Origin of the sequence: Prevotella sp. MGM2 (assembly GCF_002933955.1) — a bacterium.
Lineage (GTDB): Bacteria > Bacteroidota > Bacteroidia > Bacteroidales > Bacteroidaceae > Alloprevotella.
Genome location: NZ_BEWW01000243.1, coordinates 43,103 through 57,842, shown reverse-complemented (window position 1 = coordinate 57,842; position 14,740 = coordinate 43,103). Strand labels below are relative to the sequence as shown.

The window sequence follows — 14,740 nt, the reverse complement described above, 5'->3', positions numbered from 1 at the left end:
ATTAAAATTTTTCAGCAACTTCAAAAGAGAGGGCTTTTTGCAAATCTTTTTCGGACAGTTTGATTTCATCAAGATTTTCGATGGGCCATGTTATTGCAAGGGACGGATCATCATAGCGAATGGAGCATTCCTTTTCAGGAGCATAGCGATTGTCTACTTTATATGTAAAGACAGCTGTTTCACTGATTACTTGAAAACCGTGGGCAAAGCCGCGAGGAATAAACAATTGGCGTTTATTATCAGCGCTTAGTTCCACCATTACATGTTGACCAAACGTTGGAGATTTTTTACGAAGGTCGACTGCCACATCGACAACAGTTCCTTCTAAAACTCTTACTAATTTAGCTTGTGAAGCTTCTCCTTTCTGATAGTGTAAGCCACGCAATACACCGCGTGAAGACATGGATTGGTTATCCTGTACGAAATGCACATTATGCCCTATATGCTTGTTGAAATCTTCTTCACGCCATGTTTCCATAAAATAGCCTCGTTTGTCTTCAAAAACTTCAGGTTCTATTATCCAAACATCTGATATGTCGGTTTTTATGTATTTCATATTTTATTCTTTATTGATCGTCTTTTATTCTGCTGAATATCATTTTAAAGTAATGATATTAACGCAAATCAATGAAAAGTTAGTTGGTACTTATTATTCTTGAATTATTTGAAGTTTTTCTTTAGTTTGTTCAAATATTATTCTGTTATTCTTTATTTTACCATCCATTATTGCTTCGCAGATGATGTCTTCAATATGATTCTTGATTGCACGTTTCAGCGACCGGGCACCGTATTGTGGGTCGAAACCGTGATCTACTATAAATTGAATGATTTCAGGTGTCAAATGTAATGTATAGCCTATCTTTTCCATTCTCAGAACAAGGCTGTCCAATTCTATCTTTGCAATTTGGGAGGCATCATTTTTTGTCAAAGAATGAAACATTATTATGTCGTCCAAACGGTTTAAAAATTCTGGAGCAAATTGGCGTTTCAGAGCTTTAGATATAATTCCATCGGCTTTATTTGATGATAAATCGCTGGCTGTAAATCCAATACCGCTTCCAAATTCATCTAATTGACGTGTACCGCTGTTGGATGTCATGATAATAACAGTATTACGAAAATCTACCGTTGTACCGTTTCCATCAGTCATGCGACCTTCGTCCATCACTTGTAGCAATGTATTGAATACATCTTGATGGGCTTTTTCAATTTCATCAAGCAGAATGACAGAATAAGGGTGGCGTCGTACACGTTCCGTAAGTTGTCCGCCCTCTTCATAACCAACATATCCCGGTGGGGCGCCAACGAGACGACTCGTATTGTATTTCTCTCCATATTCACTCATGTCAATGCGTATTAATGCATCTTTGCGACCAAACATGTGTTCTGCCAAACATTTTACCAGATGTGTCTTACCCACACCGGTGGAGCCGACAAACATAAATGTACCGATGGGACGGTCATCGCCTTTCATTCCCAAACGGCTCATTGTTATGGCACGTACTAGTTTGTCTATAGCTTCGTCTTGCGCGATAACGCGGGATTTCAATGCATCCTTCATGCCGCGTAAACGGTCATTTTCATTTTGGGCTATGCGACCAGCAGGTACACCGCTCATCATGGCAACAACTTCTGCAACCTGATCGGTATCAACGGTTCCACAATCAACGTTGAGAGAAGCCAGCCATGCCTTGTTCATTTCTTCAAGTTCTGTTTGCTTTTCTGCAATGATGTCGCGCAGTTTGGCAGCCAACTCATAGTTTTGTTGTTGAGCTGCTTCTGTCTTATGGACTTTGAGGGCGCTGATTTCCTTTTCCTTTTCAGTAATGCTTTTGGGAACGGATACAGAAGACAAATGTACGCGGCTGCCAGCTTCATCCATTGCATCGATTGCTTTGTCTGGCAAACAGCGGTCTGTCACATAGCGTGTGGTGAGAGCCACACATGCGTCAAGCGCTTCTTTTGTGTATTTAACGGAATGGTGCTCTTCGTATCGGCTTTTCAAGTTTTCTAAAATACAACGTGTTTCCTCCATGCTTGACGGCTCAAGCATAACTTTTTGGAAACGCCGTTCTAAGGCTCCGTCTTTTTCGATAGTCTTACGGTATTCATCAATAGTGGTGGCACCGATACATTGCACTTCTCCGCGTGCCAATGCCGGTTTCAGTATATTGGCTGCATCCAATGTTCCTGCCGCAGAACCAGCACCAATGATTGTGTGTATTTCATCGATGAAAAGGACTATTTCCGGATGCACTTTGAGTTCTTCAATGAGTTTTCTCAGGCGCTCTTCAAACTGTCCCCGGAATTGTGTGCCGGCTACAACTGTCGCCATATCAAGTGCTACAATCCGTTTGCCTAAAAGTGCATGTGGGGCTTTCCTGCTGACAATCATTTGGGCCAATCCTTCCACCACAGCGCTTTTCCCTACTCCTGGCTGTCCTATCAGTATGGGATTGTTTTTTTTACGGCGGCACATAATTTGCGCCATACGCAAAGTTTCTGTTTCACGTCCAACAACAGGGTCAAGTATGCCTTCTTCTGCTTTACGTGTCAAGTCTACGCCAAAGTTGTCAATGACAGGAGTATTGCTTTCACGTTCATTGTGTTTCGAACCGATTGAACTGGAAGGGCCGGACATGCTTTTTCCACTACCTGGCGGAAGAGGCTCTTCATCGGCTAAGCCGAATCCCGACCGTACACTGGGGCGGATATTGAGCGCTTCCAGTATATGGCGGTATGTGACGCCATTGTCGTGAAGAAAACGGCCGGCTTTATTTTCGTTGTCGTGTAACATGCCAAGTAGTAAATGTTCAGAAGAGGCAACCTCTGCACCTAGACGCCGGGCTTCGAGTGCGGCAATGCGCAATAGACGCTGGCATTCTTTGGACAGGCCTGGCTCATCAGCAGTCATGGCACTGTCGTAACCGGCTGCTGCCAGATTCTCATCAGTTGTATATTCTGCGATACGTGTTGACGCTTCAGGGTGTGATACTCCCAACTTATTCAGAATGTCACAGGCGCGATTGTCTTTTGAGAGTAATCCGAGCAGTAGACATCCGGAACGGACTTCTGCACGCCCCAAACGGTGTGCTTCCCTGCGGCTTGCCTCAATAATTTCAAGCAATTCAGGTGTTAATGATTTATTATTCATGATAAGTTGTTTCTGTAAGTTTAGTGAATCGTCACAGTGGATGACATGTGGACGAGATATGGTCTGTTTGCGGATTTTCCGCATAAGGAGGATGGTTTATGCCATTTTGAATGGCATTGTTTCCAAATGGGATTTTTAAATGCAAAGATACGAAAATCCTCAGATAGTAAGAGGCTTGCTGAAAAAAATAGCTGGAGATGAATATTTTTACGTTTTGAAAATTAACATATTTAACGTTCAGTTACATTTCGGGATGGTTTTTATGCCATAAAATAGCGCTCTATCATTCGGAAATAAAGATAATTTGAAAAAGGTTACTTGGATTTTTTACAGCAATACGGCTTTTTTATACTTTAATTCAGGTTCTTTTTGTCCGGAAAATACCTGAATATATAGCTAAAGCAGGCAGTTCTTCATGAACTGCCTGCTTTAGCTCTGCAAATATACGACATTTTTCTGCCAAAAGCAAATAGTGTTAAAAATCAAAGTCCTTTAGTTGACTCCGTAAACTCGTTTATGAATACTTCTCTCTATTGCTTTTATTTGGGATTTAAGATGGTTGGCATCAGTTGTCATGAGACATAAAGGAAACCAGTTGTCACCTTTGCGGTATGGGGGTTGTAAGTAAGGAAATGTTGATAATGACAATCCCAAACGTTCATAAAAAGCGATTCGACGGCGTGCAGTCGAAGTTTCAGGCGGTTCTACTTCAAGCACAATAGGACGATAGCATACTTTTTCCTGCAATTGCTTAAAAATCTCAGTACCTAAGCCTTGGTTGCGATGAGTGGTACTGATGGCAAAATGCTCTACATACACGAAACCTTCTAAATCCCAATAACTGATAAATCCTAATAAATCATCATTATTCAACAGTGCCAGAATGTGAAAGTCTGAAATAGTGTTGGCTAAGGTTTGCCAGTTTTCAACTTCGCGACGTTCCTCATAGGGAAAGGAGGAGGTGTAAAGTTGGACTACTTCATGCCAGCAGCTTGATTGAGGAGTTATAATACTAAAATTCATGTTATGCCGGTGAATCTTTATCTATAAAACGAAGGGATAATATGTTGGTCAATCGACTGCGTAGAATGTTTTCGTCACTCAGCCGTACCGAAATGTTAAGTATGACATCAGTGGCGGTGTATTCACGTCTTGAAATTTGTGCCCCAGTGTCTCGTACATAGCGCATGGCAATATCGGCCTCAGCATAGGGAGCGCTTATTATGAAGTGTTTCATGATAATTCTCTCTTCGATAATAGCTGAAGCCAATGCTTCGGCTGCTGCCGTTTTGTAAGCTACTGCCAAACCTCCTGTTCCTAGTTTTACTCCTCCGAAATAACGGACTACCAATACGATGGCATTGGTAACGTTGGCTGAGCGTAATTGTCCGCCAATAGGTTTGCCTGCACTGCCTGATGGCTCGCCATCATCATTTTGGCGTGTGATGGAGCTATCATATCCGAGAGTATAAGCGTAACAGACGTGTCGGGCATCGAAATACTTTTTCCGATAAGACGCAATAATGGCCTTTGCCTCATCCACGGTTGTCACATGATGGGCAAAGGCTAAAAAACGACTGCGCTTTTCGGTGTGGCAAGCTTCTCCCGAAGAGGCGATGGTTTGGTACGTATCTAGCATGCGGCAGATGGGATTTTAATCATCCAATTTTCTGTAGCGCAAACGTTTAGGCTCTTCAATACCAAGACGTTTGGCCTTATTGCTCTCATATTCGCTGTAGGAGCCTTCGAAGAAGAAAACGTTACCATCGCCTTCAAAAGCCAGAATATGCGTACAGATACGATCAAGGAACCAACGGTCATGGCTGATAACAACGGCACAACCGGCAAAGGATTCCAGACCTTCCTCAAGAGCACGCAGCGTATTGACATCAATGTCATTGGTAGGTTCGTCCAGTAAAAGGACATTACCTTCTTCTTTTAAAGCTAGAGCCAGATGGAGGCGATTCCGCTCACCTCCTGAAAGTACACCGCATTTTTTCTCCTGATCAGCTCCGGAAAAATTAAATTTACTCAAATAAGCGCGTGCGTTTACATCGCGGCCTCCCATGCGTAGCAATTCGTTGCCGCCACTGACAACTTCATAGACCGATTTTTCTGGAATAATATCCTGATGCTGTTGGTCCACATAAGCCAGTTTAACGGTTTCACCAACTTCAAAGGTTCCTCCATCAGGAGTTTCCAATCCCATGATTAACCGGAATAACGTTGTTTTTCCGGCACCGTTAGGCCCAATGACGCCGATAATACCGCCTTGAGGTAGCATAAAGTTCAAATCCGAAAATAAAAGCTTATCTCCATAGGACTTGCTTACGTGCTGTGCTTCTATAACTTTATGTCCTAGACGCGGACCATTGGGTATAATGATTTCGAGTTTCTGCTCCATTTCCTTTTGGTCTTCTCCAAGCATGCGCTCGTATGAATTAAGACGTGCTTTTCCTTTTGCTTGCCGCGCTTTTGGGGCCATACGCACCCATTCCAATTCGCGCTCGAGTGTGCGACGGCGTTTGCTGGCCACTTTTTCTTCCATCTCCATGCGCTTGGTTTTCTGCTCCAGCCATGAGGAATAATTGCCTTTCCATGGAATACCTTCCCCACGGTCAAGCTCCAAAATCCAGCCGGCAACATCGTCCAGAAAATAGCGGTCATGTGTTACAGCAATAACAGTTCCTTCATATTGATTGAGGTGCTGTTCCAGCCAGTCAATGCTTTCTGCGTCAAGGTGGTTTGTCGGTTCATCCAATAACAAGACATCGGGCTTCTGTAACAGTAAACGGCATAGTGCCACACGGCGGCGCTCACCACCAGAAAGATGTTTGGCCAAGGCATCGGCAGGCGGTAAGCGTAAAGCTGCCATCGCACGTTCCAGCCGGCTGTCAAGGTTCCATGCGTCTGAAGCGTCAAGCAGATCTTGTAATTCTCCCTGTCGGACAAAAAGCTGATTCATTTTATCCTCGTTTTCATAATACTCAGGTAATCCGAATTTCTGATTGATTTCTTCGTATTCTGTTAAAGCATCGACTAGTGTCTGTACGCCTTCGCGGACGATATCTATCACTTTTTTCTCATCATCCAATGGTGGGTCTTGTGGTAAATAGCCAACAGTATATCCTGGGGAGAAAACAACCTCTCCCTGATAGTCGCTGTCTAATCCGGCTATGATTTTCATTAAAGTGGATTTACCAGATCCGTTAAGTCCTATAATGCCTATTTTGGCACCATAAAAAAAGGATAAATAGATGTCTTTCAATACTTGTTTGTTGGTTTGGCGTATTGTTTTGGAAAGGCCAACCATGGAAAAAATAATTTTCTTGTCGTCAATTGTTGCCATAGTTATAAATATATGGTATGTAAATTTATATGTATTTAGAACGGAAATCAGATTTATGTTCGGGAAACAGCCTTCACTCCGCGTATACCTCTGATTTTTCTCAGCAGATTTTTCAGCATTTGCACATCATCCAGCAAAACTGTCAGTATTCCGGAAAAAAGCCCATCATTTGAATCTATGTTGATGCTGCGCAACATAATATTTTCTTCTTTAGCTATAATGGAAGTTATATTATTGACAACTCCTAAGTCATCAACGCCGATAACATGTAGGGTAATTGGATATTTGCCACTTCCTTTTCCAGCCCAACGTGCGGGGACTATGCGGTATCCGAAACGATTACGGAGAGCAGGGGCATTGGGACAATTTGTGCGATGTATTTTTATGCCTCCTCCAACAGTTATGAATCCAAAAACTTCATCACCATAAACAGGATTACAGCAATGAGCCATTTGAAAATCCAAGCCTTTCAAATTATGATCAATAACTAAAACATCTTCCCCACCCTGCCGATGCAGATCTTGCTCTGGGGGCATGATAAATTCATCGGCACTTCGAGTTACAGCACGTTCTATTTGTCCTGCTTCTCGTTTACTTAGTTCTTGATAGCGTTCAATGAGTGAATTTATGTCTAATTTACCCTCAGATAAGACTTTGTAAAATTCAAAAGATTCTTTGAATCCTGTTTTTTTTATCAACTGATTGATAACACTTTCGTCCCATTCTATTTTCCTGTTTCTTAGTTTACGCTCAAGCAGTTCACGTGCCAAAGCTCCTTCACGGGCTTGCAAATCGCGTACCGCCGTTCGTATTTTGGATTTTGCGTGGTTGGAAACAACAATGTTTACCCATTCCATTTTGGGCGTTTGTGTTCCGGAAGTGATGATTTCTACCGTTTCTCCACTTTCCAATTGATGTCTGATAGGAACATTGCGGCCGTTAATTCGGCCACCTACACATTTATTTCCAATACCTGAATGAATGTAATAAGCAAAATCAAGAATTGTAGCTTTGTGAGGTAGTCGATAGAGATCTCCTTTAGGAGTAAACACGTATACTTCTTTTTTTTCGGTCTTCTCAGATAAACTTTCAGTGAGCAAGTTGTCGTTGCCTGTTTCTAAAGCACTGCGGATATCCGATAGCCATGCGTCAATTCCACCAGTACTGCTTTTTAATCCTTTGTAACGCCAATGGGCTGCCAAACCATGTTCGGCCACTTCGTCCATACGTTTAGTACGAATCTGTACTTCCACCCATTTCTCTTCAGGACCCTTAACTGTGACATGAAGACTTTCGTAACCATTACTTTTGGGAACAGTAAGCCAGTCGCGCAGACGCTTTAAATTAGAGTCGTATTGATTGGTTATTAAAGAGAATACTTTCCAGCATTGTTCTTTTTCTTTATTGATCGGTGTATCAAGAATAATGCGGATGGCAAATAAATCATAAACTCCTTTGAACGTGCATTGCTGCTTTTGCATTTTCTGCCAAATAGAGTGAATGCTTTTGGTACGTCCTTTCATTTGATACCGTAAGCCTTCATTGTCGAGCATTTTCCGAATAGGTGTGATAAAACGTTCGATATAGGCATCACGTACTCTTTTGGTGGCATTTAATTCTGCTTTAATATGATAATAAGCATCGTGTTCTAGATATTTGAGGGATAAATCTTCCAGCTCGCTTTTTAACTTATACAAGCCCAGTTTATGAGCCAATGGGGCGTATAGGCTGGCGGCTTTAACAGAAAGTCTTCGTTGTGCTTCAATATTGGGAGTGTCTTTTATTCGGCGCATCAGAACTACTGATTGCGCAATCAATAGTAGAACTATGCGCATATCTCCTGCTTGCGATACAAATAGATTGCGGAAGTTGTCTGTACGCATCGCTTCCTCCTTTGCTTCTAATTGTGAGACCCGCAAAAGAACTTCAAGAGTTTTGCGGATTTCTACGCTGCAATCCTCGTAAATACAATTAAGATGTTGTTTGTTCTGTATGAGAGAATAGATGATATAAGGGTAAAAGGCAAAGCCTCTGAGTCCTATTTCCTGAGTGGCTAGATAAACAGATTCTAAAGCTATGACTATTTTATTCAGTCCAAAATCATTTCTCAGCACAGCGCCGTTTTGCAAAAGTTTTTTCAAAAGGTCCCGAACCAAATGTGCGTCGGCAACAACCGGTTTTAAACTTTCGTCACGATAGATTTTTAATAAAATAGCGAGCGTTTCAAGCCGCTCGGCAGGCGTGAAACTATTCATAGGATGGATGTTTTATTGGTGACAAATATCATTCTTAACTGCATCAATTAATTGGCGGGCCAAACTGACTTTTTCTGGGATTTCCGGTAAGTTGTTAAGTTTATACCAACCTCCTGCATTGAGTTCGGACCGTTGGAGTTGTAGGTCTCCATGTGCATACTCAGCAGTGAAGCCTATCATGATATTAAAAGGATAAGGCCAAGCCTGACTCGAAAAATATTTCAGTTTTTTTATTGTGATGCCAGTTTCTTCCATAACTTCACGGTGAACGCACTCTTCTAGTGTTTCTCCTGTTTCTACAAAACCAGCAACCAGTCCAAAATAATTTCCTCTGAATTTTTTACTTTGTACCAGTAATATTTCATGTCCTCGGGTGATAGCCACGATAATTGCAGCACTCGCTGATGGCCATATTTCTTTACCGCAACAAGAACAAATTTTTGAGATTTCTGTATGCCGTTTCATTAAAGCTCCACATGCGCCACAATAATTTGTGTTAGCATTCCAATAAAGAAGCTCATAGGACTTAGCAGCCATTCTATATAAGATTGAGGGAAGCATCTCAAAAGATGCTCTGAGCGGTATCATTTTATAACAAGATTCCGTTATTGGTGTCTCAAGTGTTGCCGCATAACAAGACCGTTCTTCAACATCTGGCAAATGAAAAATATTACTCTCTTCTATGTTTGGAAATGGTATTTCCTTTGACAAAGGTATTGTCCCTTTATCTGTCAGAAGTATATTTCCTTGATGAAACAAGAACCAATAAGCAGCCATATTCTTATGTTATACGATGTTCCGAGATACGTTGAAATCTACATTATTTGTTTGGAATAATAAAAACGGGGCAACATACAATTAAGTAATTTAAAAGGAATGCGCCCCGTTCTATTGTCTATTCTAATGATTTGTCAGAGACCTAGAGTCTTTATTACTGCCTCTATCTTTTTCTCTGCTTCTTCACGAGCGGCATCATAACATTTCGGACATCCCATCTCGCCCATAACTTCAATGTAAAATTTGATTTTCGGTTCTGTGCCGGAGGGACGCACGCTGACTTTGGTTCCATCTGTTGTATACCATTGTAATACATTGCTAGTTTCGGGCATATCAAGTTCTGTAGCCATTCCTTCTGCATTATATTGCTTGAGAGTGGCGTAATCTTTTGTACAGATTACAGGAGAACCAGCTATTTGGGTCGGACGGTTTTCGCGGAAACCTGTCATCATGGCCTTTATTTCATCGGCACCGGTTTTACCTGGTTTCACCACATTGATAGTTTTATTGAGCGAGAAGCCGAATTCAACGTAAATATCCATCAATACGTCAAAGAGCGTCTTACCCTGATCTTTCGCCCATGCACAGATTTCTGCCAATAAAGAACAGGCAGATACTGCATCCTTGTCGCGGACAAAATCTTCAGCCATAAATCCATAGCTTTCCTCTCCACCGCCAATGTACTGCTTATGGCCTTCGTTAAGGCGTATTTCGCGGGCAATCCACTTAAAGCCTGTGTAGCAGTCCATCATTTCAACATTGTATTTCTTGGCAATTTCCCGGATAAGTTCTGTGGTTACAATGGTTTTTACAATGAACTCATCTCCTTTCATCTGGCCTTGTGCCTGACGGTTCTTAATGATGTAATAGAGGAAAATCATGCAAGTTTGATTGCCGTCTACTAATACCCATTCACCCTTGTTGTTCTTGCATGCCATGCCTACGCGGTCAGCATCAGGGTCACTTGCCATTACAATATCTGCATCTATTTTTTTCGCCAAGTTCAGGGCCATTGTCAAAGCCTCACCGTTTTCCGGATTAGGGCTGATTACTGTGGGGAAATCGCCGCTCTTAACCATTTGTTCAGGCACGGTGTGCACATTTTCGAACCCCCATAATTTTAATGAGGCGGGAATAAGTGTCATTCCGGTACCATGAAGCGGTGTGTACACAATTTTCAAATCTTTTTGCCGTGCGATACAAGCAGGATCAATGGAAAGTTCATGAACTTTTTCCAAGTAGATTTTATCAATGTCCTCACCTACTATTTCAATAAGCGCGTCATTGCCTTTGAATTTGATGTCCTCTACCTTTACCTTGTTGACTTCGTCAATAATGCCTTTGTCATGAGGAGCCAAAACCTGTGCACCGTCGTCCCAATAAGCCTTGTAGCCGTTGTACTCTTTGGGATTATGGCTGGCAGTGATATTAATACCGCTTTGGCAACCTAAATGCCGGATGGCAAAGGACATTTCCGGTGTCGGACGCATATCATTGAAAAGATATACTTTGATACCGTTGGCAGAGAAAATAGCCGCAGAAGTTTCTGCGAAAAGGCGTGAGTTATTACGGCAATCGTGACCTACGACTACTGAAATTTCATCGCGTCCTGCAAAACATTTATTCAGATAATTGGCCAAACCTTGTGTGGCAGCACCTACGGTGTAGATATTCATGCGGTTTGTGCCAGGCCCCATGATACCCCGTAAACCGCCTGTTCCAAATTCGAGTGTGCGGTAAAAAGCATCTATGAGCGGTGTTTTGTCTGCACTTTCCACCATTGCCTTGACTGCTGTTTTAGTTGCTTCATCGTAGAGCGGGCTGGTCATCCATTCCCCGGCCACCGCCTCGCATTGTTTAATGAGTTCTTCGTTGTTCATGATTATATCTTGCTTTTGTCGTTTATTATAAAATATTATATCTCCGGCAAATACCGTTTTAAAAAGTCTGAAGATTTATTCCATAGGTAGAATTTCAATCCAATATCCATCAGGGTCGGAAATAAAATAAAGTCCCATGTCATTGTTTTCATAACAAACACATCCCATTGCTTTGTGAAAGGCACGTGTGGCAGCATAGTCACCCGGTACACGCAGGCAAAGGTGAAATTCGCATTCTCCCAAATCGTATTTTTGAGGATGGTCGCGTAACCATGTCAGTTCCAATTTAAAAGCAGAGCTTTCATTGGCCAGATATACTATTTTAAAGGCTCCTTCAGGGCCATTTATTTCACCACAAGGGATTAATCCTAACGCTTCTCTATAGAACGTGATGCTTTTTTGCAAGTCTGTAACATTGATGTTGAAGTGGTCAAATTTAGCCTTGATATCTGTCATAAAATCATTTGAGTTTAAAAGTTTTCAAGAGCATTACAACATGTAATGAAAAGAATGTACAGCGAATGATTCCTATTGTACCTAATTCATTTAAGGGGATTGTCGTTTTGCTCTTGTCTGCAATTTGCTTTGCGATTACAAAGATAGCGATTAAATCTGAAAAAATGAATTATGCGACATTTATTTAATAGTGAATAAATATTCAGATAAACTTTTGTGGATTTAATTACAGTTCACTTTTTAACATTTCTTGCATTTGATGGAATAATTCATTATCTTTGTAACAGCGGAGCGGAGCATTCTTTAGAAATGCTTCGCTTTTTGCGTGTTTATCAGCAATAAGAACAGTTTTTTTCTGCATGTTTTCATAATAAATCCCCGTATTGCAATTTAAAATCCAAGTATTTTTTGAATGAATAGAGAGAAGAAATTCTTGAATATAACAGTTTGCTTCTGTAGAGCCGGTTGTTGGGTTGCAATACAGATGTTTTATTCAATGTGTCTTTGTTTGGCTGTTGGTGGTGGGTTTACCATCAATTGTTGTAAGGGATAAAAATAAAATACCTATCTTTGCACTATCAACCTCGATCAAATAAATATAATCAATTATCATGAAGAAAATTTCTTTTTCGTTTAAACGCGTTGCGGCAACTATGTTTTGCGGCATGGTTATGGTGTGTAGTGCGTTTGCAGAGATTAACCCCAAGCCTTTTGTTGTTCCGGAACTGACTAATTGGGTCGGAGCTGAAGGAAAGTTCATGCCATCCGGACGTGTAATTCTTTCCGGTTCCTCCAAGGATTTGCTGAAAACAGCAGATATTTTTGTGGCCGATTATGAAGCTTTAACGGGTAAGAAACTTATAGTGGGTAAAGGAAAGGCTCAAAAAGGTGACTTCGTGCTGACTTTGAAAAAAAATAAGGAACTGGGACAAGAGGGCTATATCATGAATATCGGTGAAACGGCACAGATTTCAGCAGCCACAGTTCAAGGCCTTTATTGGGGGACCCGTACTTTACTACAGTTGTCCGAACAATCAGCCACTCATGTCATTCCTTGTGGTTCATCTACCGACATACCACAATATGCGATGCGTGGTTTTATGATTGATTGCGGACGTAAATTTATTCCTATGGACTATCTGCGCAGTCTGGTCAAGATGATGGGGTACTATAAGATGAATACTCTACAGGTACATCTCAATGACAACGGCTTCCGGCAGTTCTTTGGTAATGATTGGAATAAGACCCAAGCAGCCTTCAGATTGGAGAGTGACACTTATCCGGGGTTGACTGCTAAGGATGGTTCGTATTCTAAAAAAGAATTTATAGAATTACAGAAATTGGCAGAAGAGAACAGTGTGGAAATCATTCCAGAGATAGATGTTCCGGCACATTCTTTGGCATTTACTCACTATAAGCCGGAAATAGCCTCAAAAGATTATGGAATGGACCATCTCGACCTGTTTAAGCCTGAGACTTATGAATTTGTAGACGGTCTTTTTAAAGAATATCTCGAAGGCAAAGAACCTGTGTTCCGCGGCAAGCGTGTCCATATCGGCACCGATGAATATTCTAATGCGAAGAAAGACGTTGTTGAGAAATTTCGCGCATTTACCGATCACTATATCAAGTTTGTTGAAAAATATGGTAAACAAGCCATGGTGTGGGGAGCTTTGACACATGCCAAAGGAGAAACTCCAGTTAAGTCGAAAGATGTGATTATGAGTTGCTGGTATAACGGTTTTGCCAATCCTAAAGATATGAAAGAACAAGGCTATCAGCTTGTAAGTATTCCTGACGGATTGGTTTATATAGTCCCTGCGGCCGGCTATTATTATGATTATTTGAACTGCCAGCATCTTTATAATAACTGGACGCCAGCTACCATTGGCAATCAGAAATTTGAAGAAAACGATCCGGCCATACTTGGCGGAATGTTTGCAGTGTGGAACGACCATGCCGGCAACGGTATTTCTGTAAAGGATATTCACGATAGGGTTTATCCGGCTTTACAGACATTGGCCGTGAAATGTTGGACTGGCAAAAAAACTCAGTTGCCTTATGACGAGTTCAATCAACAACGTCACCTTTTAAGTGAAGCTCCTGCTGTAAATGAGGCTGGTAAACTTAAAACTCCGTTTGAAATGGCTGAAGTAAAGGCTGGAGTCACACTTCCTGTAGAAGAAGTTGGTTATGACTACACAGTTTCATTTACTGTCAAGGGAGAAACTGAAGCTAAGGGCACTGAACTTTTCCGTTCTAAAAATGCTGTATTCTATCTGTCTGACCCACGCAACGGTAAACTAGGCTTTTCACGCGATGGTTATCTTAACACGTTTAACTATCGCATTCCTGTTGGAGAGGAAGTTACTATTACCATTCAGGGTAATAATAAAATGACCCGTCTTTTGATAAATGGTAATAAGAAAGAGGAACTTGGTCCTCAAACCATTCATGTTGTGAAACCTACAGATCGTACAAACTATCAGTTTGAAGAGGGAGAAACTTGGAAAACTGAAACCTATGTGCCTAGCGCTAAGATGAATTATCAGCGCACATTGGTGTTCCCTCTTTGTAAGGCCGGAAATTTCAAGAGTAAGATTACAAATCTGAAAGTTTCGATGGGAATAGAATGAATATAAGAAATCCCCTTAGCTTTCAAAGTAGAAAGTAAGAAAGGATAGAAAGTTACAGACAGGTTGCTCCAGTTTAAAAGTCGGAGCAACCTGTTTTTTTATATTGGAAGAGGCGGATTTATTTGTGGAAATGAATTCATCATTGGTACCGCAAAGTGATTAAAAGTTTGATTACACCTTATTAAAAAACGTGATGCTGAGAACAGTATCACGTTTGAGGAATTTTAATATTG

General features: G+C 41.3%; 10 protein-coding genes. 1 reads left to right on the top strand and 9 read right to left on the bottom strand.

Annotated elements, in window-relative coordinates; all coding sequences use genetic code 11:
• Position 1: 1 nt before the first annotated feature.
• The 9 genes from rfbC to C5S62_RS06125 all read right to left on the bottom strand — a co-directional run bounded on the left by rfbC (position 2) and on the right by C5S62_RS06125 (position 11,871).
• Positions 2–556, bottom strand: a complete 555-nt coding sequence (gene rfbC, locus C5S62_RS06165) for a dTDP-4-dehydrorhamnose 3,5-epimerase (RefSeq protein WP_104404525.1) — start codon at positions 554–556, stop codon at positions 2–4.
• Between the two features lie 93 nt (positions 557–649).
• A complete protein-coding gene (locus C5S62_RS06160; RefSeq protein ID WP_104404534.1) occupies positions 650–3,154 on the bottom strand; it encodes an ATP-dependent Clp protease ATP-binding subunit in 2,505 nt (834 codons plus the stop codon).
• A gap of 492 nt (positions 3,155–3,646) precedes the next feature.
• Positions 3,647–4,177 carry a GNAT family N-acetyltransferase gene (locus C5S62_RS06155; protein WP_104404524.1) on the bottom strand — a complete coding sequence of 177 codons (531 nt, stop codon included), beginning with the start codon at positions 4,175–4,177 and terminating at the stop codon, positions 3,647–3,649.
• A gap of 1 nt (position 4,178) precedes the next feature.
• A complete protein-coding gene (locus C5S62_RS06150; protein ID WP_104404523.1) occupies positions 4,179–4,793 on the bottom strand; it encodes a YigZ family protein in 615 nt (204 codons plus the stop codon).
• A gap of 15 nt (positions 4,794–4,808) precedes the next feature.
• Positions 4,809–6,503 (bottom strand): energy-dependent translational throttle protein EttA, encoded by a 1,695-nt coding sequence (gene ettA / locus C5S62_RS06145; protein WP_104404522.1) that lies wholly within the window; start codon positions 6,501–6,503, stop codon positions 4,809–4,811.
• A 53-nt stretch (positions 6,504–6,556) separates the two neighbouring features.
• Positions 6,557–8,758, bottom strand: a complete 2,202-nt coding sequence (locus C5S62_RS06140; protein WP_104404521.1) for a bifunctional (p)ppGpp synthetase/guanosine-3',5'-bis(diphosphate) 3'-pyrophosphohydrolase — start codon at positions 8,756–8,758, stop codon at positions 6,557–6,559.
• Between the two features lie 12 nt (positions 8,759–8,770).
• Positions 8,771–9,535, bottom strand: a complete 765-nt coding sequence (gene nudC / locus C5S62_RS06135) for an NAD(+) diphosphatase (RefSeq protein WP_104404520.1) — start codon at positions 9,533–9,535, stop codon at positions 8,771–8,773.
• A gap of 134 nt (positions 9,536–9,669) precedes the next feature.
• Positions 9,670–11,415, bottom strand: a complete 1,746-nt coding sequence (locus C5S62_RS06130; protein ID WP_104404519.1) for a phospho-sugar mutase — start codon at positions 11,413–11,415, stop codon at positions 9,670–9,672.
• 75 nt (positions 11,416–11,490) lie between these two features.
• On the bottom strand, positions 11,491–11,871 hold the full coding sequence (locus C5S62_RS06125) for a VOC family protein (RefSeq protein WP_104404518.1): 381 nt from the start codon (positions 11,869–11,871) through the stop codon (positions 11,491–11,493).
• Positions 11,872–12,524: 653 nt separating this feature from the next.
• On the opposite strand from C5S62_RS06125, the gene C5S62_RS06120 reads away from it, so the two are divergent.
• Complete coding sequence (locus tag C5S62_RS06120) at positions 12,525–14,507, top strand: family 20 glycosylhydrolase (protein WP_223301169.1); 1,983 nt, start codon at positions 12,525–12,527, stop codon at positions 14,505–14,507.
• Positions 14,508–14,740 lie beyond the last annotated feature (233 nt).

What these genes read in the sequence shown, in the direction of transcription:
- nudC (WP_104404520.1), bottom strand. Translation starts at nt 9,535, where the DNA reads ATGGCTGCTTATTGGTTCTTGTTTCATCAAGGAAATATACTTCTGACA.
- C5S62_RS06125 (WP_104404518.1), bottom strand. Translation starts at nt 11,871, where the DNA reads ATGACAGATATCAAGGCTAAATTTGACCACTTCAACATCAATGTTACA.
- C5S62_RS06150 (WP_104404523.1), bottom strand. Translation starts at nt 4,793, where the DNA reads ATGCTAGATACGTACCAAACCATCGCCTCTTCGGGAGAAGCTTGCCAC.
- C5S62_RS06140 (WP_104404521.1), bottom strand. Translation starts at nt 8,758, where the DNA reads ATGAATAGTTTCACGCCTGCCGAGCGGCTTGAAACGCTCGCTATTTTA.
- C5S62_RS06130 (WP_104404519.1), bottom strand. Translation starts at nt 11,415, where the DNA reads ATGAACAACGAAGAACTCATTAAACAATGCGAGGCGGTGGCCGGGGAA.
- rfbC (WP_104404525.1), bottom strand. Translation starts at nt 556, where the DNA reads ATGAAATACATAAAAACCGACATATCAGATGTTTGGATAATAGAACCT.
- C5S62_RS06155 (WP_104404524.1), bottom strand. Translation starts at nt 4,177, where the DNA reads ATGAATTTTAGTATTATAACTCCTCAATCAAGCTGCTGGCATGAAGTA.
- ettA (WP_104404522.1), bottom strand. Translation starts at nt 6,503, where the DNA reads ATGGCAACAATTGACGACAAGAAAATTATTTTTTCCATGGTTGGCCTT.
- C5S62_RS06120 (WP_223301169.1), top strand. Translation starts at nt 12,525, where the DNA reads ATGTTTTGCGGCATGGTTATGGTGTGTAGTGCGTTTGCAGAGATTAAC.
- C5S62_RS06160 (WP_104404534.1), bottom strand. Translation starts at nt 3,154, where the DNA reads ATGAATAATAAATCATTAACACCTGAATTGCTTGAAATTATTGAGGCA.